The 20,124-nt window shown below is 71.1% G+C and carries 20 protein-coding genes; 8 read left to right on the top strand and 12 right to left on the bottom strand.

All coding sequences use genetic code 11. The features are described 5' to 3' along the window. Positions 1-51 precede the first annotated feature (51 nt). Positions 52-852, bottom strand: coding sequence for a phytanoyl-CoA dioxygenase family protein (locus tag H7965_RS11605; RefSeq protein WP_186770743.1), 801 nt, complete (start codon positions 850-852; stop codon positions 52-54). A 127-nt stretch (positions 853-979) separates the two neighbouring features. On the opposite strand from H7965_RS11605, the gene H7965_RS11600 reads away from it, so the two are divergent. Both H7965_RS11600 and H7965_RS11595 read left to right on the top strand, forming a co-directional pair. Continuing rightward, complete coding sequence (locus H7965_RS11600; RefSeq protein ID WP_186770742.1) at positions 980-1,957, top strand: Bug family tripartite tricarboxylate transporter substrate binding protein; 978 nt, start codon at positions 980-982, stop codon at positions 1,955-1,957. Between the two features lie 13 nt (positions 1,958-1,970). Beyond that, positions 1,971-2,957 (top strand): Bug family tripartite tricarboxylate transporter substrate binding protein, encoded by a 987-nt coding sequence (locus tag H7965_RS11595; protein ID WP_186770741.1) that lies wholly within the window; start codon positions 1,971-1,973, stop codon positions 2,955-2,957. A gap of 107 nt (positions 2,958-3,064) precedes the next feature. Here H7965_RS11595 and H7965_RS11590 read toward each other — a convergent pair whose 3' ends face one another. Further along, positions 3,065-3,907 carry an aldo/keto reductase gene (locus H7965_RS11590; protein ID WP_186770740.1) on the bottom strand — a complete coding sequence of 281 codons (843 nt, stop codon included), beginning with the start codon at positions 3,905-3,907 and terminating at the stop codon, positions 3,065-3,067. 36 nt (positions 3,908-3,943) lie between these two features. Here H7965_RS11590 and H7965_RS11585 point away from each other — a divergent pair, with 36 nt between their 5' ends. Continuing rightward, positions 3,944-4,555 (top strand): hypothetical protein, encoded by a 612-nt coding sequence (locus H7965_RS11585; protein WP_186770739.1) that lies wholly within the window; start codon positions 3,944-3,946, stop codon positions 4,553-4,555. Between the two features lie 17 nt (positions 4,556-4,572). On the opposite strand, the gene H7965_RS11580 is transcribed toward H7965_RS11585, so the two are convergent. The 4 genes from H7965_RS11580 to H7965_RS11565 form a co-directional block, all read right to left on the bottom strand. After that, entirely contained in the window at positions 4,573-5,499 is a 927-nt protein-coding gene (locus H7965_RS11580) for a BKACE family enzyme (RefSeq protein ID WP_186770738.1), read from the bottom strand. A gap of 207 nt (positions 5,500-5,706) precedes the next feature. Further along, entirely contained in the window at positions 5,707-7,971 is a 2,265-nt protein-coding gene (locus H7965_RS11575; protein WP_186770737.1) for a xanthine dehydrogenase family protein molybdopterin-binding subunit, read from the bottom strand. 3 nt (positions 7,972-7,974) lie between these two features. Then, positions 7,975-8,967, bottom strand: a complete 993-nt coding sequence (locus H7965_RS11570) for an FAD binding domain-containing protein (protein WP_186770736.1) — start codon at positions 8,965-8,967, stop codon at positions 7,975-7,977. Positions 8,968-8,970: 3 nt separating this feature from the next. Then, complete coding sequence (locus tag H7965_RS11565) at positions 8,971-9,450, bottom strand: (2Fe-2S)-binding protein (protein ID WP_456308152.1); 480 nt, start codon at positions 9,448-9,450, stop codon at positions 8,971-8,973. Positions 9,451-9,612: 162 nt separating this feature from the next. Here H7965_RS11565 and H7965_RS11560 point away from each other — a divergent pair, with 162 nt between their 5' ends. The 4 genes from H7965_RS11560 to H7965_RS11545 all read left to right on the top strand — a co-directional run bounded on the left by H7965_RS11560 (position 9,613) and on the right by H7965_RS11545 (position 13,520). Further along, positions 9,613-10,497, top strand: coding sequence for a sulfite exporter TauE/SafE family protein (locus H7965_RS11560; RefSeq protein WP_229682522.1), 885 nt, complete (start codon positions 9,613-9,615; stop codon positions 10,495-10,497). A gap of 15 nt (positions 10,498-10,512) precedes the next feature. Then, positions 10,513-11,907, top strand: coding sequence for an amidase (locus tag H7965_RS11555; protein WP_186770734.1), 1,395 nt, complete (start codon positions 10,513-10,515; stop codon positions 11,905-11,907). 87 nt (positions 11,908-11,994) lie between these two features. Next, positions 11,995-12,564, top strand: a complete 570-nt coding sequence (locus tag H7965_RS11550; RefSeq protein ID WP_186770733.1) for a peptidoglycan-binding domain-containing protein — start codon at positions 11,995-11,997, stop codon at positions 12,562-12,564. A gap of 53 nt (positions 12,565-12,617) precedes the next feature. Further along, positions 12,618-13,520: a glycosyltransferase family 2 protein gene (locus H7965_RS11545; RefSeq protein WP_186770732.1), complete on the top strand. Its 903-nt coding sequence runs from the start codon at positions 12,618-12,620 to the stop codon at positions 13,518-13,520. Between the two features lie 211 nt (positions 13,521-13,731). Here H7965_RS11545 and H7965_RS11540 read toward each other — a convergent pair whose 3' ends face one another. From H7965_RS11540 to sdhC, 5 genes are all read right to left on the bottom strand, one after another. Beyond that, positions 13,732-15,297: an ABC transporter substrate-binding protein gene (locus tag H7965_RS11540; protein WP_315898688.1), complete on the bottom strand. Its 1,566-nt coding sequence runs from the start codon at positions 15,295-15,297 to the stop codon at positions 13,732-13,734. A 190-nt stretch (positions 15,298-15,487) separates the two neighbouring features. After that, the gene (locus tag H7965_RS11535; protein ID WP_186770730.1) at positions 15,488-16,270 is read right to left on the bottom strand and encodes a succinate dehydrogenase iron-sulfur subunit; all 783 of its coding nucleotides are present in this window, start codon (positions 16,268-16,270) and stop codon (positions 15,488-15,490) included. A 14-nt stretch (positions 16,271-16,284) separates the two neighbouring features. Then, positions 16,285-18,096, bottom strand: a complete 1,812-nt coding sequence (gene sdhA / locus H7965_RS11530; RefSeq protein ID WP_186770729.1) for a succinate dehydrogenase flavoprotein subunit — start codon at positions 18,094-18,096, stop codon at positions 16,285-16,287. Between the two features lie 114 nt (positions 18,097-18,210). Then, the gene (gene sdhD, locus H7965_RS11525; RefSeq protein WP_186770728.1) at positions 18,211-18,609 is read right to left on the bottom strand and encodes a succinate dehydrogenase, hydrophobic membrane anchor protein; all 399 of its coding nucleotides are present in this window, start codon (positions 18,607-18,609) and stop codon (positions 18,211-18,213) included. Positions 18,610-18,623: 14 nt separating this feature from the next. Continuing rightward, a complete protein-coding gene (sdhC, locus tag H7965_RS11520) occupies positions 18,624-19,037 on the bottom strand; it encodes a succinate dehydrogenase, cytochrome b556 subunit (RefSeq protein ID WP_229682521.1) in 414 nt (137 codons plus the stop codon). A gap of 214 nt (positions 19,038-19,251) precedes the next feature. On the opposite strand from sdhC, the gene H7965_RS30845 reads away from it, so the two are divergent. Next, on the top strand, positions 19,252-19,383 hold the full coding sequence (locus tag H7965_RS30845; protein ID WP_261394163.1) for a hypothetical protein: 132 nt from the start codon (positions 19,252-19,254) through the stop codon (positions 19,381-19,383). Positions 19,384-19,587: 204 nt separating this feature from the next. On the opposite strand, the gene H7965_RS11515 is transcribed toward H7965_RS30845, so the two are convergent. Beyond that, on the bottom strand, positions 19,588-19,902 hold the full coding sequence (locus tag H7965_RS11515; RefSeq protein ID WP_186770726.1) for a DMT family transporter: 315 nt from the start codon (positions 19,900-19,902) through the stop codon (positions 19,588-19,590). Between the last annotated feature and the right edge of the window lie 222 nt (positions 19,903-20,124).

The raw sequence follows: 20,124 nt of genomic DNA, 5'->3' as shown, positions 1-20,124 counted from the left end.
GTCCTTCCCCTCTGAACCGGGCGGTCCGATCCGTCCCGAGCGCGGGAGCGCCTATTCCGCCGCCTGCTTCCAGCGCCGCGCGTAGTCCAGCAGCGCGTCATCGGCCACTGGCTCGATCGGGGTGAAATCCTGGTGTGCGATCCATTCCGGCCGGGTCGGCCGGCGGATGTGGTTCGAGACCGCGTTCAGGGTCAGGTAGACGATCTTGCGCGGATAGGGCGTGATGTTCGGCGCCGAGCCATGCACCAGATTGCCATGGAACAGCAGCACGCCACCGGGCTTGCCGGTCGGCGAGACGATGCCGCCCTCCTGCACCAGCTTCGTCACCGTCGCCTCGTCCAGCGTCCACAGCGGGTAGGAGGTGGTGCTGAGGTCGTGCCCGGCGTCCAGCGTGCCATGCTGCTGGCTGCGCGGGATCAGCATCAGCGGCCCGTTGATCGGCATCACCTCGTCGAGGAAGACGGAGATATTCATCGCCCGCGGCTCCGGCATGCCGTCGTCGCGGGCCCAGGTGCCGTAATCCTGGTGCCACTGCCAGACATCGCCGGTGAAGGCCGCCTTCGCGTTGATCTTGAACTGGTGCATGTAGAGCGACTCGCCGAAGATCTGCTCCACCGGCCGCACCAGCCGGGGATGCGCGCCGAGCAGCCGGAACGCCTCGTTGTAGGTATGGGCGGCGAAGGCGGTGCGCGGGGCGCCGGATTTCTCCCGCCAGATCTCCGGGCGGTCGGCGGCGTAGATGGCCTCGGCCTCGGCCCGCAACACGGCGATCTCTTCCGGGCTGAAGGTCTCAGGCAGGAACAGCCAGCCTTCCTCGTGGAATTGGCGAATCTGCTCGGCGGAGAGCTGCATGGCCGTTCCCTCTTTCCTGGCATGTTTCTTGGCGTTCCGGCGAGCTTATCGCCACGCTGCCCGGCACCCAAGGCTTTCCGCCGCGGCCACCGCATCGCAGAATGCCGGCAACACCAGGGAGGATTGCATGTCCGGACCAATTGGCCGCCGCCCCTTGCTGGCCGCTGCGCTCGCGCTGCCGGCTTCGGCACGGGGCCAACCCGCCGCCCCCTGGCCGACCCGGCCGGTCCGCATCGTCATCAGCTGGCCGCCCGGCGGCGGCGCGGATATCCCGATGCGCCTTGCCGCCCCGGCGATGCAGCAGGTGCTGGGCCAGCCGGTCATCCTGGAGAACCGCGCCGGGGCCAGCGGCTCGGTCGGTGCCGGGGTGGTCGCCCAGGCGGCGCCGGATGGCTACACCACCCTGGCCGATACCGCCGGCGGGGCGATCAACCACCTGCTGATCCCCGGCCTGCCCTATGACTTCTCCCGGGCCTTGATGCCGATCAGCCAGATGGTGCGTTCCCCGCTGCTCTGCGTGGTGCGGGCGGATCACCCATCGAAGGATCTGGCGGCACTGCTGGAGCGCATCCGGGCGGCGCCGGGGCAGATCCCCTTCGCCTCCTCCGGGGTGGGCACGGCGACTTTCCTGGCGCCGGCGCTGATGCTGCGCCGGGCCGGGGTAAGCGCCAACCATGTCTCCTACCGCGGCGGCGCGGCCTCCATCGCCGGCATCCTGGCGGGCGACGCGGAGTTCGTCTTCTCCACCCTGCCGCAGGCGGCGCCGCTGGTGCAGGAGGGTCGGCTGCGCGGCCTCGCGGTCAGCATCGCCCACCGGCTGCCCAATCTGCCCGAGGTGCCGACCGTGCAGGAGCAGGGCTTCCCCGACTTCGACATGGCCGACTGGCTCGGCTTCTACGCCCCCACGGGCACGCCGGCGCCGGTCATCGCCAAGCTGGCCGAGGCGGCGCAGGCCGGCATGCGGGATCCCAATGCGGTGAAGCGGCTGGGCGAGATCGGGATGATCCCGGTCGGCAGCTCGCCGGCCGAGTTCCAGGCCTTCTGGACCGACCAGCGCAACCGCATGGGCGCCATCATCCAGGCCGAGGGGATCAAAGTTGAATAATCAGCACCGCAGCATGCGTCCGGTACGGCTTGGCCGTCGCGAATTGGGCGGGGTCTTCGCCGCCATGGCCACCGCCGCCGGCCCCGCCGGGGCGCAGGGCACCGCCTACCCCAGCCGGCCGATCCGCGTGGTCGTCGCCTGGCCGGCTGGCGGCGGGGTGGATACGCCGATCCGGCTGGTCTCCCAGCCGATGAGCCGCTTCCTCGGCCAGCCGCTTGTGCTCGACAACCGCGGCGGCGCCACCGGCTCGATCGGTGAGGCGGAGGCGGCGCGGGCGACGCCGGATGGATACACCATCCTCGGCACCGGGCTCAGCATGATTACCAACCCGATGCTGCTGCGCAACCTGCCCTACGACCCCGTCACCGCCTTTGTCCCGATCTGCCAACTCATCTCGGCGCCGTTGCTGCTGGTGGTGCGGGCCGACCATCCCGCGCGGAGCCTGACCGAGTTGCTGGAGATGTGCCGGGCACGCCCCGGGCATCTCACCTTCTTCTCCTCCGGCCTGGTCGGCGGGCCGCATATGACCGGGCTGATGCTGCTGCGTCGCGCCGGGGTGACCGCCACCCATGTCTCCTACCGTGGTGGCAGCCAGTCGATCGCCGGGGTGATGGGCGGGGATACCGACTTCGGCTTCTCCACCCTGCCCCAGGCGGTGCCGCTGGTGCGGGAGGCGCGGCTGCGGGCGCTGGCGGTCTCCTCGCCGGAGCGGCTGCCGTCCCTCCCCGAGGTGCCGACGGTTGCGGAGCAGGGCTTCCCTGGCTTCGAGCGGGCCGAGGCGAGCAACCTCTGGGCCCTAGCCGGCACCCCCGCCGCCGCCATTAGCCGGTTGCATGAGGCGGCGGTGGCGGCGCTGGCGGAACCGGAGGTGCTGGCGCGGCTGGAGATACTCGGCATGACGCCGGTCGGCAGCACGCCGGCACAGCTTGGCTCCGCCATGGACGAATACCGGAGGTTCGCCGCCGAGATGATCCGCACCGAGGGGATCAGGGTGGAGTAGCGCCGGCCGGGGCCCACCACGCCCCGCGCCCCAGGGACCGGGACAACCGGGCCCGGCCGAACGGAGGCGGATCAGCGGGTCAAGCCCGCGGATGACGGAGGCTGGACCTACAGCATCGCAAGGGATCTCTTGCGCTTCGGCGGCGGGAAGGCGGCATCCAGCGCCGCCAGATCGTCCGCCTCCAGCACCAGCTCGCGCGCCTTGGCGTTCAACCGCACATGTTCGGGATCGGTCGCCTTGGGGATGCTGATGACGCCGGGCTCGCGCAGGGTCCAGGCCAGCGCCACCTGCGCCGGCGTCGCCCCACGCCGTTGCGCCACCTGCCCCAGTGCCGGGTGGCGCAGCAGCGCGCCGCGCCCGGTGTCCCCCTGGCCGACCGGCGAATAGGCCATCACCGGCATTCCCCGGCCGCGGCAGAAGGGCAGCAGATCGAACTCCACCCCGCGATGCTCCAAATTGTAGAGCACCTGGTCGGTGGCGCAGTCGGGCAGCGCCGCGCCCAGCTCCTCCAGGTCATCGACATCGAGGTTGGAGACGCCCCAGCGGCGAAGCTTGCCGGCCTCCCGCATCCGCTCCATCGCCGCCACCGTATCGGCGAGCGGGACCGAGCCCCGCCAATGCAGCAGATAGAGGTCGAGGCTCTCCACCCGCAGCCGCCGCAGGCTGCGCTCCAGCGCCTGCTCCAGCTTCCGCCCGGCGGCATTGTGCGGATAGACCTTGGAGACCAGGAACACCTCATCCCGCCGCCCGGCGATGGCCTCCGCCACCACCTCCTCGGCGCCGCCCTCGGCGTACATCTCGGCGGTGTCGATCAGGGTCAGGCCGAGGTCGATGCCGAGGCGGAGCGCCGCCGCCTCCCTCGCCCGGTCGGCGCCGCGCTCACCCATGTGCCAGCTTCCCTGGCCGAGCGCCGGAACCTCGGTGCCGTCCGGCAATCTCACGACCCGCATTCCGCTTGCTCCCGCTCTGCCGCTATCATCCTGCCCATGTGGTACCCTGCACGCCAGCTGGCGATCCTCCTCGCTCTTGCCGCCTCGCCCGCGACGGCGCAGCCGACCGCCGAGATCGGCAGCTGGCGCCTCACCTGCGCCACCGACCGGATGACCGACCGGGCCAGCTGCACCATGCGCCACCGCGACTGGGTGGAGCCCCCTGCCGGCACCGCGCCGGGGCTGGCGCTGGAGGTGGTGGACCGCGGCGGCAGGCTGGTACCGGTGGTGACGTCGCGGGAGCTGACCCTGGAGGGCGCCTCACGCGGGCTGCTGGCGCTGACCGGCACCGCCCAGCTCCGCTTCCCGCCCAACCGGATGATCGAGCTGCCCTGCGGCCTCGATGGCCGTTCCCTGATCTGCGCCCCGCGCGGCGAGGATGCGGCGCGGGCGGAGCAGGAATTGCTGGCAGCCGACAAGGCGCTGGTGCGGATGGCCGGCCTCAGCGGCGACGGCGGCGAGCCCACGGAGCTGCGCCTGGCCGGCACGCGGGAAGCGGTGGCCCGCTTCGCCCGGGAGGCCCCACCCGCCCCGGCGCCGGACCCCGCCCCCGGCGTCGACGCGCCGGAGCTGCTGCAACGCCTGCTGCGCCGCTTCGGCTGGCAATAGCCGCAGCACGCCGCGGCTCAGAAACCGACCAGGTCGCCGCCCTTCAGTGCCAGCATCTGCCGCGCTTCGGCCGGGGTGGCGATCTCGAGGCTCAGCTCCTCAAGGATGCGGCGGATCTTCGCCACCTGCTCGGCATTGCTCTTGGCCTGCTGGCCCTTGCCGATCCACAGCGAGTCCTCCAGCCCGACCCGCACATTGCCGCCGAGCAGCCCGGCCATGGTGGTGAAGGGCATCTGGTTGCGGCCCGCCGCCAGCACCGACCAGACGTAATTCTTGCCGAACAGCCGATCCGCCGTTTCCTTCATGAACAGCAGGTTGCGCGGCTCGGCGCCGACGCCGCCGAGGATGCCGAAGATCGTCTGGGTGAACAGCGGCGGCTCCACCACCTTGCGGTCCAGCATATGCGCCAGGTTGTAGAGGTGGCCCACGTCGTAACACTCGAATTCGAAGCGGGTGCCGTGGCCCTTGCCCAGCCGTTCGACGATCTGCTCGATATCCTTGAAGGTATTGCGGAAGATGAAGTCGGTGGTGCCCTCCAGATAGGGCCGCTCCCACTCATGCTTGAACTGCTTGATCCGCGCCGCGCTGCCCGAGATGTTGAAGTTCATGCTGCCCATGTTGAGCGAGCACATCTCAGGCTTGGCCTGCAGCGGCGCCGCCAGCCGCTCGTCCACCGTCATCCCGAGGCCGCCACCGGTGGTGATGTTGATCACCGCATCGGTGCTCTGCTTGATCACCGGCAGGAATTGCATGAACACCGCAGGGTCCGGGGTCGGGCGGCCATCTTTCGGGTCGCGGGCGTGCAGGTGAATGATGGCGGCGCCGGCCTCGGCCGCGGCGATCGACTGCTCGGCGATCTCCTGCGGGGTGATCGGCAGGTAGTCCGACATGCTGGGCGTGTGGATCGCGCCGGTAACCGCCACGCTGATGATGATCTTTGCCATGCCGTCTCTCCCCTCGGTTCCGGACCGGCGGGATCCACGGCGGGCCGGCGTTCAGGCTGAACGCCGGCCCGCCGTGGCCCGTTGTCTGCAGAGCGGATTCACGCTCCGGGGCGTTCACGCCCCTCCGCGATCCGCTCTAGCTCGCCAGTCACGACGGCGTCCAGGCTGGCGCGTCCGGGCCGCCGCGTCCAGGGCGGAGGAGCGCCGCTACAGCAGGCTTTCGATCCGGATCGGCAGTTCCCGCGCCCGCCGGCCGGTGGCGTGGAACACCGCATTAGCGATGGCGGCGTTGGTGCCGACATTGCCCAATTCGCCCAGCCCCTTGATGCCAAGCGGGTTCACCCCGGTATCCGTCTCCTCCAGCAGCATCACCTCGACCTTCGGCGCATCGGCATTCACCGGGATCAGGTATTCCAAGATGTTGTCGTTCACGTAGCGGGCGCGGCCGTGGTCGATCTCCGTCTCCTCGTGCAGCGCGCTGCCGATGCCCCAGATCAGCCCGCCCATCAGCTGGCTGCGCGCGGTGCGCGGGTTGACGATGCGGCCGGCGGCGAAGGCGCCGAGCACTCGCGGCACCCGCACCTCGGCGGTACGGGCATGCACCCGGACCTCGACGAATTCGGCGCCGAAGGCGGCCATCGCCAGCGGTCCCTCGGCAATGCCGCCGCCGAGCGCCTGCTTGCCGGAATAGAGCTTCCGCATGGATTCCTTCGGCATGCCCTGCGGCAGGTATTCGGCATAGGCCTCGATGGCGCCATTGGCGGCGCGGCTCATCGCCTCGGGCAGCGCCTCGGCGGTGCCATCGGCGGCGCGCAGCTCGCCCGAAACCAGCTTGAGCGATGCCGGATCGCGGCCCTTCAGCGGCCCGTCCTCCACCGCCGCCCGGGCGAGGCGCGCGCGGATCTGCCCGCAGGCCTCCGCCACCACGTTGCAGACGCTGGCGGTGGTGTTCGAGCCGCCGGCCACCGGCGCCGGCGGCAGGTCGCTGTCGCCCAGCGCCACCTGCACCTTCTCCAGCGGCAGGCCGAGCATCTCCGCCGCCGCCTGGGCGATGACGGTATAGGCGCCGGTGCCGATGTCATGCGCCGCGGTCTGCACCCGCGCCTGGCCATCCGGCGTCAGCGTCACCCGCGCGGTCGCCGCGCCGATATGCGTCGGGTAGATGGTCGAGGCACAGCCCCAGCCGATAAGCCAATCGCCCTCGCGCATGCTGCGCGGCTCCGGGTTGCGGCGCGACCAGCCGAAAGCCTCGGCGCCGGCCTCGTAGCAACGCATCAGCCCGCGGCTGCTCCAGGGCAGGCCCTTGATCGGCTCCTTCTTGCTGTCGTTCCGCCGACGCAGCTCGATGGGATCGAGCTTCAGCGCGACGGCCAGCTCATCCACCGCGCTCTCCAGCGCGAACATGTAGGGCACCTCGGGCGGCGAGCGCATGAAGCCCGGGGTGTTGCGGTCGGCGTGCAGCAGCGTGACCTTGGTGCGCACGTTCGGGCAGTCGTACATCCGCGCCGTGGTCTGGGTGCCGGCGACCTTGTAGGGGTCGGGCCGCGAGGTGACCTCGGTGCCCTCATGCACCAGCGCCTGCAGCTTGCCGTCGCGGTCGGCGGCAAGCTTCACATGCTGCCGCGTCTCGGCCCGGTAGGTGGCGATGGTGAAGCCCTGGTCGCGCGTCGGCACCAGCTTCACCGGCCGCCCCAGCCGCCGCGCCGCGATGGCGACCAGCGCCGTCCGCTGAGTCAGCGAGCCCTTGGAGCCGAAGGCGCCGCCGACGTAATGGCTCTCCACCCGCACCTGCTGCGGGTCGAGCCCGAGCTGGGTAGCGACACCATGGCGAATGCCGGTCACGTACTGGCTCGGCTCATGGATGACGAGCTTACCCCCCTCCCACAGCGCGGTGGTGGTGAAGAGTTCGATCGGGTTGTGGTGCTGGGTCGGCGTGGCGTAGTCGGCCTCGATCTTCACTGGCGCCGCGGCGAAGGCGGCATCGGCGTCGCCGACCTGGGGGTCCTCGTGGCCTTGGCGGGCCTTGGCGGCCGGCTCGGTCGTCGCGCTGGCGCTGCCGAAGCCGGCGGCGGGGGTGACCGCGGCGTAGTCGACCCGAAGCCTGAATGCCGCCTCGCGCGCCGCCTCGAAGCTGTCGGCGAGCACCATGGCGACGATCTGGCCATCGTGCCAGATCCGGTCATCCTCCAGCGGCCGGATGGTCTCGGCGGCATAGCCGCCGGCGGCGAAGAAGCCGGCATCCCGCACCGTGCCGCGCATGTTGCGATGGGTGAGGATCTCCAGCACTCCCGGCACCGCGCGCGCCTCGGCCTCCTCAATGGCGGTGATACGGCCGAGGGCGATGGCGCTGGTAACCAGGAAAGCCCAGGCCGGGTTCGGCACAACGACGTCGGAAGGGTAGCGCGCGGCGCCGGTGACCTTGGCACGGCCGTCGATGCGGATGGGCGACTGGCCGATCATGGTGTCGGGCATGGCTCAGGCCCCCAGCCGCTGCGCCTGGAACAGCGCACGCACCAGGGTGCGGCGGCCGAGCTCAGGCTTGAAGTCATTGTCGCCATGGGTGCGGGCATCGCGGAACGCCGCCTCCGCCGCGCGCTGCGCCGCCGCCTCGTCGAGCACCTGGCCGGCCAGTACCGCCTCGGCCTCGCGTGCCCGCCAGGGCCGCGTTGCCACGCCGCCGAGGGCGATGCGCGCCTCACGCACCCGCCCGCCGTCCAGGTCGAGCGCCACGGCGGCGGAGGCGACGGCGAAGGCATAGCTCTCCCGGTCGCGTACCTTCAGATAGACCGAGCGCCGCGCCCAGGGCAGCGGCGGCACGCCGAAGCCGGTGATCAGCTCGCCCGGGGCCAGGGTGGTCTCGAGGTGCGGCGTGTCACCGGGCAGACGGTGCAATTCGGCAAAGGGGATGCGGCGGGGGCCTTGCGGCCCCTCCAGTTCCACTGTTCCGTCGAGGGCGAGCAGCGCCTGGGCGAAATCGCCGGGGTAGCTGGCGATGCAATGCTCGCTGGTGCCGAGCACCGCATGCAGCCTGGTGACTCCATCCAGCGCGCTGCAGCCCGACCCCGGCCGGCGCTTGTTGCAGGCGGCATAGCTGACGTCGCGGAAGTAGTTGCACCGCGTCCGCTGCAGCACATTGCCGCCGAGCGTCGCCATGTTGCGCAGCTGGCCGCTGGCCGCCAGCGCCAGGCTCTCCGCGATCACCGGATAGTCGCGCCGCACCATGGCGTCATCGGCGACGGCCGACATATGCGCCAGCGCGCCGAGCCGCAGCCCCTGCGGCCCGGCCTCGATCCCGCCGAGTCGGGACGCCAGCGGGGTGATGTCCACCACCCGCTCCGGCCGCATCACGTCGAGCTTCATCAGGTCGAGCAGCGTGGTGCCACCGGCGAGGTAGCTGGAAGCGCCGCTGCCGGCGGCGCGGAGCGCGGCGGGCACCGCATCGGCGCGGTCATAGGTGAAAGGGCGCATCGCTCAGCCTCTTTCCGTCCGGCGCCCGGCCATCTGCGGCTTCGCCTGTTCGATGGCGGCAACGATGTTGGGGTAGGCGGCGCAGCGGCAGAGATTGCCGCTCATCGCCTCGCGGATCTCGTCCGGCGTTCCGGCATGACCCTCCTGCACGCAGCCGATCGCCGACATGATCTGCCCCGGCGTGCAGTAGCCGCATTGGAACGCATCATGATCGAGGAAGGCCTGCTGCATTGGGTGCAGCCCGCCGTCCTCCGTCGCCAGCCCCTCGATGGTGGTGACCGCGCCGCCCGCGGCCCGCGCCGCCAGGGTGAGGCAGGACAGCACCCGCCGGCCGTCCAGCAGCACGGTGCAGGCACCGCACTGCCCCTGGTCGCAGCCCTTCTTGGCGCCGGTCAGGCCAAGCTCCTCACGCAGCGCATCCAGCAAGGTCACCCGGGGGTCGAGCGCCAGGCGATGCTCCTGGCCATTCACGCGCAGGACCAGGTCGAGCACGGCGGTCTCCTTGAGAATCGGGGTGGGTTGCGCCGCAGCGGGCGCGACGGCCAGCAGCGGCGCGGCGGCGGAGACAGCGCCCGAGCCGAGCAGGGACCGGCGGCCGACCACGCCTGGGGTGGGCTGAGTCGTCATCTGTGGGGGGAAGCTCCGGTGACCTTGCGCGACGCAACAGCGGCGGGCGTGCCGGGTTGCACCCGCGGGCCGGCCGGCGCGGGCCTTTCCGCACGCGGCCCGGTGGGCGATGCTGACGCCGATGGCATGGATGGCACGGTGACGGATCTGCTGGCGGCGCTTCCCGAGACCGGGGCCCTGGCCTGGCTGCTGGCCGCGGCGCTGGCCGGTGGGCTGGCGCGCGGCTTCTCCGGCTTCGGTGCCGCGCTGATCTTCGTGCCGCTGGCTTCGGTCGGGCTCGGCCCGCGCGCCGCGGCGCCGCTGATGCTGGTGCTGGAGGCCGTGGCCGTGCTGGCGCTGACGCCGGGCGCCTGGAAGCTGGCGGACCGGCGGCAGGTCGGCATCCTGGCGATGGGGGCGGCGGTCGGCACGCCGCTGGGCGCGCTGGTGCTGGCCTCGGCCGATCCCCTGGCGCTGCGTTGGGCGGTGGCGCTGCTGATCCTGGCGCTGCTCGGCCTGCTGGCCTCGGGCTGGCGGTTCCGCGGCCGGCCAAGGACGCCGGCGACCCTTGCCGTCGGCCTGGCCGGCGGGGTGCTGGGCGGCGTCGCCATGGTCAGCGGACCGCCGGTGATGGCCTATCTGCTGGGACAGCCGGGCACGGCGCGGCAGGTGCGCGCCAGCTTCGCGCTGTATCTGGCGGCGGGCGCAGTCTTCGCCGGCATCGCCTATGCCGCGGCCGGGCTGCTGACGCCGGCGCTGCTGGCGCCCTTCCTGGTGTCGGCGCCGGCCTATGGTGCCGGCATCTGGGCAGGGACGCGGATGTTCGGACTGGCGAGCGAGCGCGCCTTCCGCCTCGCCTGTTATGCGATGATCGCCCTGGCTGCGCTGCTCGGGCTGCCGCTGTGGGATGGGTTGCTGCGATAAATGGGAGGATTGGCGATGCAGGAAGGCTACCGCCCGGACCGCTTCCGGGCCCTGACATGGCACGACGCCACACCCGGCTTCGCCAGCGGCGCCGACACCCCGCGCGCCTATCTGGAACGCTGCCTCGAGACCATCGCGGCGCGGGAGCCGGTGGTACAGGCCTGGGCGGCGCGCAATGAGGCCGGCGCCCGTGCCGCCGCCGACGCCAGCACGGCACGCTGGCGCGAGGGGCGGCCGCTCTCGCCGATCGACGGCATGCCGATCGGCATCAAGGACCTGCTCGAGACGAAGGACATGCCGACCGAGATGGGCTGCGTCGGCTACCGGGGGAATTTCCCGAAGCGCGACAATGCCGCGGTCTGGGCGCTGCGCCAGGCAGGCGCGGTGGTGCTGGGCAAGACAGTGACGACGGAGCTCGGCGGCAGCCATCCCGGGCCGACCACCAACCCCTTCGATCCGCGGCACACGCCGGGCGGCTCCTCCTCCGGCTCGGCTGCGGCGGTCGGGGCGCGGATGGTACCGGCGGCGATCGGCACCCAGGTCGGCGGCTCGATCATCCGGCCGGCAGCCTATTGCGGCAATGTCGCGCTGAAGCCGACCCAGGGCGGGATCCACCGCGGCGAACGCCAGACCACCAGCATGAGCACCCATGGCGTTCATGCCGGCTGCGTCGAGGACATGTGGCAGGTGGCGATCGAGATCGCCGCTCGCTGCGGCGGCGACCCCGGCCGGCCCGGGCTGCTCGGCCCGCCCGCGCCGCCCCCGGCGGCGAAGCCGCTGCGGCTGGTGGTGATGGAGACGGAGGGCTGGGCCGGCCTGGACGCCCCCAGCCGTACCGCCTTCGAAGCGCTGCTGGAGCGCATCGCCGCCGCCGGCATCACCCTGCTGCGCCGCGCCGACCACCCCTGGATCGAGAGCTTCGAGCAGGGGATCGCCGAGGGCCGCGCCATCGGCGGCGCCATCACCGGCTGGGAGAACCGCTGGTACCAGCGCGCCCTGCTGGACCAGAATTCCGAGGCGATCAGCCCGCGCGCCCGCGCCATACTGGAACGTGCCGAGGCGCAGCCTGTCTCCGCCTACCAGGCGGCGCTGGCGCGGCGGGAGGAGGCGCAGCAGCGCCATGCCCGCATCGCCCCACTCGCGGATGCGGCGATCAGCCTGGCCTGCCCTGGCCCCGCCCCGGTCTGGGACGGCGACCGGCCGGGCCAGCCGCTGGCGCCGCGGCCGACCGGCGATGCGGTGTTCAACCTGCCGAGTTCCCTGCTCTTCGCCCCGGCGGTGACGGTGCCGTTGCTGGCGGTGGGCGGGCTGCCGGTCGGGGTGCAGGTGATGGGACAGATGCACCAGGATGCGCGGATGACCGCCCTCGCCCGCTGGCTGCTGGAAAACGTCGCGCCGGTTGTGGTGTAGGCCGCGATCGTTCCGGACCGCTTCGCCGGCGCCGGCGAACCCGGTGCCGTCTCGGGTGTTTCCGGCTGCGGCACGGAGGAGGCGGCAATGATTCGGCAATGCGCGATGGCGGCGGCTCTGGCGGGCGCGATCTGGACGACGGGCGCGATGGCGCAGCAGGCGCCCTCCCTGATGTACAGCCAGCCGCTGGCGCCGGCGGCGGTGACCCAGGTGCAGGAGAAGCTGCGCCAGGCCGGCGCCTATGCCGGCCGGGCCGACGGGGTCTGGGGCCCGGACAGCCAGTCGGCGCTGGAACGCTTTCAGCAGAGCCGTGGCCTGCAGGTCACCGGCCACCTCAACCAGGCGACGGCGGCGACCCTCGGCCTCGGCCCCTCCGAGTTGCTGGCCGCCGGCCCGACCGCCGGCCCGGCCCCCGGCACCCCGGCGGCGCTGGCGACCGAGCCGCTGAGCCCGGCGGCGGTGCGCAACATCCAGCGGCGGCTGCGCGCCCTCGGCTTCTATCGCGGCGGCATCGACGGGGCCTGGGGCGCTGGCACGCAATCCGCCATCGAGCGCTTCCAGCAGGGCCGCGGGCTGCAGGCGACCGGCCAGATCAATCCGGCGACAGCGGCGGCACTCGGCCTCGATGCCAGCAATCTGGAGGCGCCACCGCGCTGACCTATTATCACTTAAAGTTGACAAATGCGCGCCTGGGGTGAGATGCGTGGCGCGTGCACGACAGCCTGCGCGCAACGGAGGCGGACAGTCGCCTCGCCGAGGTCACCATCCTCGTCGTCAGCTACAACAGCGGCGGCGTGCTGGAGGCATGCCTGCGCTCCGTCCCGCCCGCCGCCCGGCTGGTGGTGGTGGACAATGCCAGCAGCGACGGCAGCGCCGCGCTGGCCACCCGGCTGGCGCCCTGGGCGCAGGTGATCCGCGCGCCGGAGAACCTCGGCTTCGGCCGTGCCGCCAACCTCGGCTTCGCCGGCGCCACCACGCGCTACGGGCTGCTGCTCAACGCCGACACACGCTGCACGCCCGGCATGGTCGAGGCGTTGCTGGATGCCGCCGAACGCTATCCGGAGGCCGGGCTGCTGGCGCCGCGCATCGCCACGCCGGATGGCGGGCTGCAATTCGGCCATCTGCCGATCCTGGAACGCCACCGCCGCCGCGGTACGCCGATGCCGCCAGAAGGGGATTGCTGCGCGCCCTATGTCGGCGGCGCGGCGATGTTCTTCCCACTGTCGGCCTTCCGCGCCATCGGCGGCTTCGACCCCGACATCTTCCTCTACTACGAGGATGACGACATCTGCATGCGGATGCGCCGGTCCGGGCGGACACTGGTGCATGTGCATGCAGCACGGCTGGAGCATGGCAGCGGGCAATCCTCGGCGCCCTCCGCCAAGGTCACCCGGGGCAAGGAATGGCACATGGGCTGGTCGCGCCAGCACATGCTGCGGAAATACCGCGGACCGGCAGTCGCGGCGCTGCAGGGCGGGTTGCTGCTGGCGGAACTCGCCACCCGGCTGGCGCTGTGCCGGGGCGACCCGCGGCGCGGCAAATGGGTGGCGCGGCTGGAGGGCACCCTGGCGGCGCTGCGCGGCCGCAGCGCAACGGCGGCCGGCATCCGCTGACAGGCAGGCGAGGAGGCCCGGCAGCGGCGCTGGCGGCCCCGCCTCCCCGTCCTGGCCGAAGTTGGTCCGGTCATCCCCGACCACCTGTCTTCACCGGGCGACCGGATGCGCGGGTCAAGCCCGCCCATGACGGTGGACGATGATGGTTCTCGCGCTGCCGCGCCGCTGACGGCGGGCAGGGCGTTTTGCCCGCATCCGGCCCGCTACGGCGTTACTCCGGCCGCACCCCCATCGCCACCGTCCGCTCATCCATCCGCGGCTGGTGCCGCAGGCCGCGGCGATGGGCCCAGGTGTTGATGTACTGCACCAGCTGGATCATCGGCTCCTGCTCGGCGTAATAGGCCACGGCCTCGCGCCAGATCGCCTCGCGCCGCTCCTCGTCCATGGTGGCGGCGCCGCGGGCGACGAAGTCATCGATCACCGGGTCGGAATGCCGGGTCATGTTGGAGGCGCCGGTCAGCTTCTGCCGGTCGTAGCTGGCGACGATGCTGAGCAGGAAGTTCGAGGCCTCGCCGGTGGTGCTACCCCAGGCGCCGAGCTGGATCGCCCATTCCTGGCGCGAGCGCCGCGGCACGAAGGCGGCGAAGGGCAGCGCCTCGATGCTGGTGCGCACGCCGATCCGCGTCCACATCTGCGCCACCGCCTGAGAGATCCGCGCATCATTCGGCCAGCGGTCGTTCGGCGTCGCGAGGGTCAGGCGGAAGCCCTCGGGGAAGCCGGCCTCGGCCAGCAGCCGCTTCGCGCCATCCGGGTCGAAGGCGCGCGGGCGGATGTCGGGGTTGTAGCCGAAGGCGCCGCGCGGCAGCCAATTCGCCGTCGCCTCCGCCGCGCCCTCCATCACCCGCTCGACCAGCGCTTCGCGGTTGACCGCCATCGACAGGGCGCGGCGCACCCGCGCATCGTGGAATGGGTTCTCGGGCAGCGGCGTGCCGATATTGTCGGTGACGTTCGGGTGCGGGCCGCGGCGCGAGTAGTCGGGCGAAATGAAGACCGTACGCAGGCTGGCGATCTCGGTCACGGTCAGCCGCGGGTCGCGCCGCAGCCGGGCGAGGTCGGAGGTCGGGATCTGCTCGATCAGGTCCACGTCGCCGGCCAGCAGCGCTGCGGTGCGGGCGCCGTCGTTCAGCAGGAAGCGGACGTTCACCCGCGACCAGGGCTGGGCCGGCCGCCAATCCGCCTCGTGCCGCGCCAGCTCCACCCTGTCGCCGGAGCGGTAGGCGAGCACGCGGTACGACCCGGTGCCGATGGCGGCACGGCCGCTGTTGTATTCCTCCACCTGCGCGCCGGTGGCGGCGTGGCGGGCGATGATGCTGACCGAGGCGAGGTCGAGCGGCAGCAGCGGATGCGGCTGGCGGGTATGCAGGCGGATGGTGTAGTCGTCCACCACCTCGACCCGGGAGATGGTGCGGAGGAAGCCGCCGAAGCCGCCCGGGCTGTTGGGAACGTTCGGCGCGCGCTCGAAGGTGAAGACCACGTCATCGGCGGTGAAGGGCTTGCCGTCATGCCAGGTGACGCCGCGGCGGAGCTTGAACTCCCACACCGTCTCGGACAGCGGGCGGTAGCTTTCGGCCAGGCTGGGGTGCGGCTTTGCCGTGGCGTCGCGTTCCACCAGCCGGTCGAAGATGTGCTGCCCCATGGCGTTGTTGGGACCGAGATTGTGGTAGTGCGGGTCGAGGGTGGTGACCACCGCGGCATAGCCGATGGTCAGGGTGTCGCGCGGCTGCGCCGCGGCGGGCAGCGCGGCCAGCGCGGCACAGAGGGTCAGGCTACGGATCATCCCAGGCATTGCTTCGCTCCCGGCCTTGTTGGCTTTGCGGGGAGCGTAACCGGGCTGGCGCCGGCAGGCGACGGGAAATGAACCGCCGGCGGAGGGCGCATATGGAGACGCCGCTCCGGTGTCTCCACCGGAACGGCGTCCATAGGCGCTGAAATGGCCCCCCCCTCGGCGTGGCGGGGCCGGGGGTGGCTCAGCTCTGCCGCTCGACCATCATCTGCTTGATCTTGCCGATCGCCGCGGCCGGGTTCAGCCCCTTCGGGCAGGTCCGGGCGCAGTTCATGATGGTGTGGCAGCGGTAGAGCCGGAACGGGTCTTCCAGATCGTCCAGCCGCTCACCCGTCGCCTCGTCGCGGCTGTCGGCGATCCAGCGATAGGCCTGCAGCAGCACCGCCGGGCCCAGGTAGCGGTCACCGTTCCACCAATAGCTGGGGCAGGCGGTGGAGCAGCAGAAGCAGAGGATGCATTCCCACAGCCCGTCAAGCTTGGCGCGCTCCTCCTTCGACTGGCGGCGCTCGGCATCCGGCGGCGGCGGGGTGTCGGACTTCAGCCAGGGCTCGACGCTGCGCAGCTGGGCGTAGAGCTGCGACAGGTCGGGCACCAGATCCTTCACCACCGGCAGGTGCGGCAGCGGGCTGATCTTCACGTCGCCCTGCACATCCTCGATCGGCTTCAGGCAGGCAAGGGTGTTCAGCCCGTCGATGTTCATCGCGCAGGAGCCGCAGATGCCCTCCCGGCAGGACCGCCGGAAGGTCAGCGTGGTGTCGACCTCGTTCTTGATCTTGATGAGGGCGTCGAGAACCATCGGCCCGCAGGTGTCGAGGTCGATCTCATAGGTGTCGGTGCGCGGGTTGGCACCGCCATCCGGGTCCCAGCGGTAGATGCGGAAGGACCGCAGGTTCTTCGCCCCGGCCTCGGCCTTGTAGGTCTGGCCGGTGGTGACGGTGCTGTTCTTCGGCAGGGTGAAGGTAGCCATTGCGGCGGGATTCCTTAGTAAACGCGTGCCTTGGGCGGAAACACCTGCACTTCGTTCGTCAGGGTGCGCATCTTGACGTCACGGTAGTCGAGCTTCACCGCGCCTTTGTCATCGACCCAGGCCAGGGTGTGCTTCATCCAATTGGCATCGTCACGCTCGGGGAAATCCTCGTGGCTGTGAGCGCCACGGCTTTCCTTGCGCGCATCGGCGCCGGTGATGGTGGTGACGGCATTGCCGATCAGGTTGTCAAGCTCCAGCGCCTCCACCAAGTCGCTGTTCCAGATCAGGCTGCGGTCGGCGATGCGGATATCGCCGTAGCCGGCCTGCACCGTCTTCATCTTGTCCACGCCCTCGCGCAGCAGCTCGGTGGTGCGGAACACCGCGGCGTGGGTCTGCATGGTGCGCTGCATCCGGTCGCGCAGCTCGGCGACGCTGGTGCTGCCCTTGGCATTGCGCACCCGGTCCAGCCGGTCGAGCGCCTTCTGCCCGGCATTGGCCGGCAGCGGCGGCTGCGAGGCACCGGGCTTGATCGTCTCCGCCGCGCGATGGGCCGCGGCGCGGCCGAACACCACCAGGTCGAGCAGCGAGTTGGTGCCAAGCCGGTTGGCGCCGTGGACGGAGACGCAGGCCGCCTCTCCTACCGCCATCAGCCCGGGCACCACGCGGTCCTGGTCCTCGGCGGTCGGGTTCAGCACCTCGGTGTGGATGTTGGTCGGGATGCCGCCCATGTTGTAATGGACGGTCGGGAGCATCGGGATCGGCTCCTTCGTCACGTCCACGCCGGCGAAGATCTTCGCCGTCTCGGAGATGCCCGGCAGCCGCTCATGCAGCAGTGCGGCGCCGAGATGCTCCAGGTGCAGGTGGATGTGGTCCTTCTTCGGCCCGACGCCGCGGCCCTCGCGGATCTCCATGCTCATGGCGCGGGAGACGACGTCGCGGCTGGCGAGGTCCTTCGCGGTCGGCGCGTAGCGCTCCATGAAGCGCTCGCCCTCGGAGTTGGTCAGGTAGCCGCCCTCGCCGCGGGCGCCCTCGGTCACCAGGCAGCCTGAGCCATAGATGCCGGTCGGGTGGAACTGCACGAACTCCTGGTCCTGCAGCGGCAGGCCGGCGCGCAGCGCCATGGCGTTGCCGTCGCCGGTGCAGGTATGCGCCGAGGTGCAGGAGAAATAGGCCCGGCCGTAGCCGCCGGTGGCCAGCACCACGGTCTGGGCGCGGAAGCGGTGGATGCTGCCGTCTTCCAGGTTCCAGGCCATGACGCCGCGGCAGGCGCCTTCCTCATCCATGATCAAGTCGAGGGCGATGTACTCGACGAAGAATTCGCAATTATGCTTCAGCGACTGCTGGTAGAGCGTGTGCAGGATGGCATGGCCGGTGCGGTCGGCGGCGGCGCAGGCGCGCATCGCCGGGGTCTTGCCGTAGTCCTGCATATGGCCGCCGAAGGGCCGCTGATAGATCCGGCCATCCTCGGTGCGGCTGAACGGCACGCCGTAGTGTTCCAGCTCGATGATCGCCGGGATCGCCTCGCGGCACATGTACTCGATGGCGTCCTGGTCGCCGAGCCAGTCCGACCCCTTCACGGTGTCGTACATGTGCCAGCGCCAGTCATCCTCACCCATGTTGCCGAGCGCGGCGCCGACGCCGCCCTGGGCCGCCACGGTATGCGAGCGGGTCGGGAAGACCTTGGTGACGCAGGCGGTCTTAAGCCCGGCCGCGCCCATGCCGAAGGTGGCACGCAGGCCAGCACCGCCGGCGCCGACCACCACCACGTCATAGGTATGGTCGACGATGCGGTAGGCACCGCGCGAAGGCTGGGAAATCGCGTTCATCGTCCGGTCTTCCTGTCCATTTCGCCCTCCGGCCGCGCGCATCGGGCGCTGCCGGAGGCTTACTCCATCGAATGGCCTCGTGCGCCGGCGCCTGGCCGCGCCCGCGCGATCCGCTCAGACCGCAATCCTGAGGACCGCCAGGGCCGAGGCGAGCGCCAGCAGCCAACAGATGGCCTTGATGGCGAGAATGCCACCCATCTTGACCCATTCCTGATTGGCATAATCCTCCAGGATCACCTGGATGCCTGCGGCGGTGTGGTGGAAGGCCAGGGCGATGGTCGCCAGCAGCAGCACGGCGTTCCAGGGCCGGCCGATCCAGGCCACGGTCTCGGCGTAGGAGGCGCCGGCGAGCGAGGCCGCCGACAGCGCGAACCACAGCATCAGCGGCAGCAGCGCCATGGAGGTGACGCGCTGCATCCACCAATGGTGCGTGCCGCCCTTGGCGGACCCGAGCCCCCTCACCCGGCCGAGCGGCGAGCGAAGCGTGGTGTTCTCGGCGTATTCATTGGCCATGACGCGCGCTCCCCTCAGGCCCAGGCGATGATGGCGATGAGCCAGGTCAGCACGGTCATCACCGCCGTGCCGATCAGCACCATCCTGCCGGTGCGGTAGGTGGTCGCGATGTCGTAACCGTAACCGGCGTCCCAGGACAGGTGGCGCAGCCCGTTCAGCGTGTGGAACCAGGCCGCCGCGGTCAGCCCCACCATGCCGAGCAGGCCGAGCCAGGAGGAGAGGAACCACTGCACCCCGGCGAAGGCGGAGGGCCCGGCGGCGGCGGCGACCAGCCACCATACCAGGATCAGCAGGCCGAAGCTCCAGATGACGCCGGTGATCCGCCCGCTGATCGACAGCGCGCTGGTCATCTGCATCATGTCGTAGACCTGCAGGTGAGGCGACAACGGCCGGCGGACGGGCGTCCCATCCGATCGACGACCGCTCATGGTCGCCTCACGCGAATCCTGCATGATGGACATGAAACAATGCACTCCGGCCAAAGGGGCGCACCGGAGGAATGGCGGTGCGCGCCGCGCTGAAAGGGTTCTATGGTGCCGCCCGGCATAGCGTCAATTCCGTGCCTGCGTCATTCCCTCGGCAGGCCGGGGATTTAGGAATATTTTCCTTCACATCCGATCCCGCCGCCGCTATGCTGCCGGCATGACCCAGCCCCCCGATCCCAGGCCACAGCGCCCGCCGCTGAGCACCCGGCTCCAGCCCTGGGTGGACACGCTGTACAAGCTGCTGGTGGCAACGGCGGCGGCGCTGGCGATCTGGCGGGGGCTACGCTGAACGCCGCCGAGCGCCTGACCGTTCCGCGGCCTGGCGGAAGCGCCTTGCTCTAAGACCGGCCACCCGGAGTGGCGGCTGCCGGCACCGGAACAGCAGCTCGGTCTGGCCGGGGGCGCGGCTGGCGGGATACGGAGGGCGAAGGATGATACAGTGCGCCGCCCGGCGCCCTGGGCACTGGGCACTGACGGTGCGGGTTGGCCCGCATCAGCCCGCCGCCTTCAGCCCGGCCACCCCGGCGAGGATCAGCACCAGGCAGCCGATCCGTGCCGCGGTCGCCGGGTCACCCTCCACCACCATCCCCCAGACGGCGGTGCCGAAGGCGCCGATGCCGACCCAGATCACATAGACCGTGCCCATCGGCAGCATCTGCAGCGCCCGCGACATGCAGTAGAAGCTGATCGCCATCGCCGCCAGCGTCGCCGCGCTGAAGCCAAGGCGAGTGAAGCCCTCGGTGTATTTCAGCAGCACCGCCCACACCATCTCGAAGCCGCCCGCCACGGCCAGCCACACCCATGCCATCGAATTTTTCCAGTTCCGGTTCTGTTGGCCATGCGCCGGCCGCCCGGCGTACTCGGCCTGCTCACCCCCGGCGCGGACCAGCGGCCCCACGTCGTCCCGGTGCCCTGCCCTGCCGCTGGCCCCGGCTCGGCGGGGCGGTCAGGAGGGCGGCGGGACAGGGGCACACGCCGGCCCGCGGGTCAAGCCGGCGTCCCGGGCGCAGATTCATCCTCCGCGGGAAGG

It is taken from the genome of Siccirubricoccus deserti (assembly GCF_014283215.1).
GTDB classification, from domain to species: Bacteria; Pseudomonadota; Alphaproteobacteria; order Acetobacterales; family Acetobacteraceae; genus Siccirubricoccus; species Siccirubricoccus deserti.
This window is presented reverse-complemented; position numbering and strand designations above follow the sequence as displayed.

Excerpts from the sequence above, each read along its gene's own strand:
- H7965_RS11580 (WP_186770738.1), bottom strand. The coding sequence starts at position 5,499 with ATGGCAAAGATCATCATCAGCGTGGCGGTTACCGGCGCGATCCACACG.
- H7965_RS11555 (WP_186770734.1), top strand. The coding sequence starts at position 10,513 with ATGCAGGAAGGCTACCGCCCGGACCGCTTCCGGGCCCTGACATGGCAC.
- H7965_RS11535 (WP_186770730.1), bottom strand. The coding sequence starts at position 16,270 with ATGGCTACCTTCACCCTGCCGAAGAACAGCACCGTCACCACCGGCCAG.
- H7965_RS11605 (WP_186770743.1), bottom strand. The coding sequence starts at position 852 with ATGCAGCTCTCCGCCGAGCAGATTCGCCAATTCCACGAGGAAGGCTGG.
- H7965_RS11600 (WP_186770742.1), top strand. The coding sequence starts at position 980 with ATGTCCGGACCAATTGGCCGCCGCCCCTTGCTGGCCGCTGCGCTCGCG.
- H7965_RS11550 (WP_186770733.1), top strand. The coding sequence starts at position 11,995 with ATGATTCGGCAATGCGCGATGGCGGCGGCTCTGGCGGGCGCGATCTGG.
- H7965_RS11585 (WP_186770739.1), top strand. The coding sequence starts at position 3,944 with ATGTGGTACCCTGCACGCCAGCTGGCGATCCTCCTCGCTCTTGCCGCC.
- sdhC (WP_229682521.1), bottom strand. The coding sequence starts at position 19,037 with ATGAGCGGTCGTCGATCGGATGGGACGCCCGTCCGCCGGCCGTTGTCG.
- H7965_RS11575 (WP_186770737.1), bottom strand. The coding sequence starts at position 7,971 with ATGCCCGACACCATGATCGGCCAGTCGCCCATCCGCATCGACGGCCGT.
- H7965_RS11515 (WP_186770726.1), bottom strand. The coding sequence starts at position 19,902 with ATGGCATGGGTGTGGCTGGCCGTGGCGGGCGGCTTCGAGATGGTGTGG.
- H7965_RS30845 (WP_261394163.1), top strand. The coding sequence starts at position 19,252 with ATGACCCAGCCCCCCGATCCCAGGCCACAGCGCCCGCCGCTGAGCACC.
- sdhA (WP_186770729.1), bottom strand. The coding sequence starts at position 18,096 with ATGAACGCGATTTCCCAGCCTTCGCGCGGTGCCTACCGCATCGTCGAC.
- H7965_RS11595 (WP_186770741.1), top strand. The coding sequence starts at position 1,971 with ATGCGTCCGGTACGGCTTGGCCGTCGCGAATTGGGCGGGGTCTTCGCC.
- H7965_RS11590 (WP_186770740.1), bottom strand. The coding sequence starts at position 3,907 with ATGCGGGTCGTGAGATTGCCGGACGGCACCGAGGTTCCGGCGCTCGGC.
- H7965_RS11570 (WP_186770736.1), bottom strand. The coding sequence starts at position 8,967 with ATGCGCCCTTTCACCTATGACCGCGCCGATGCGGTGCCCGCCGCGCTC.
- sdhD (WP_186770728.1), bottom strand. The coding sequence starts at position 18,609 with ATGGCCAATGAATACGCCGAGAACACCACGCTTCGCTCGCCGCTCGGC.
- H7965_RS11540 (WP_315898688.1), bottom strand. The coding sequence starts at position 15,297 with ATGATCCGTAGCCTGACCCTCTGTGCCGCGCTGGCCGCGCTGCCCGCC.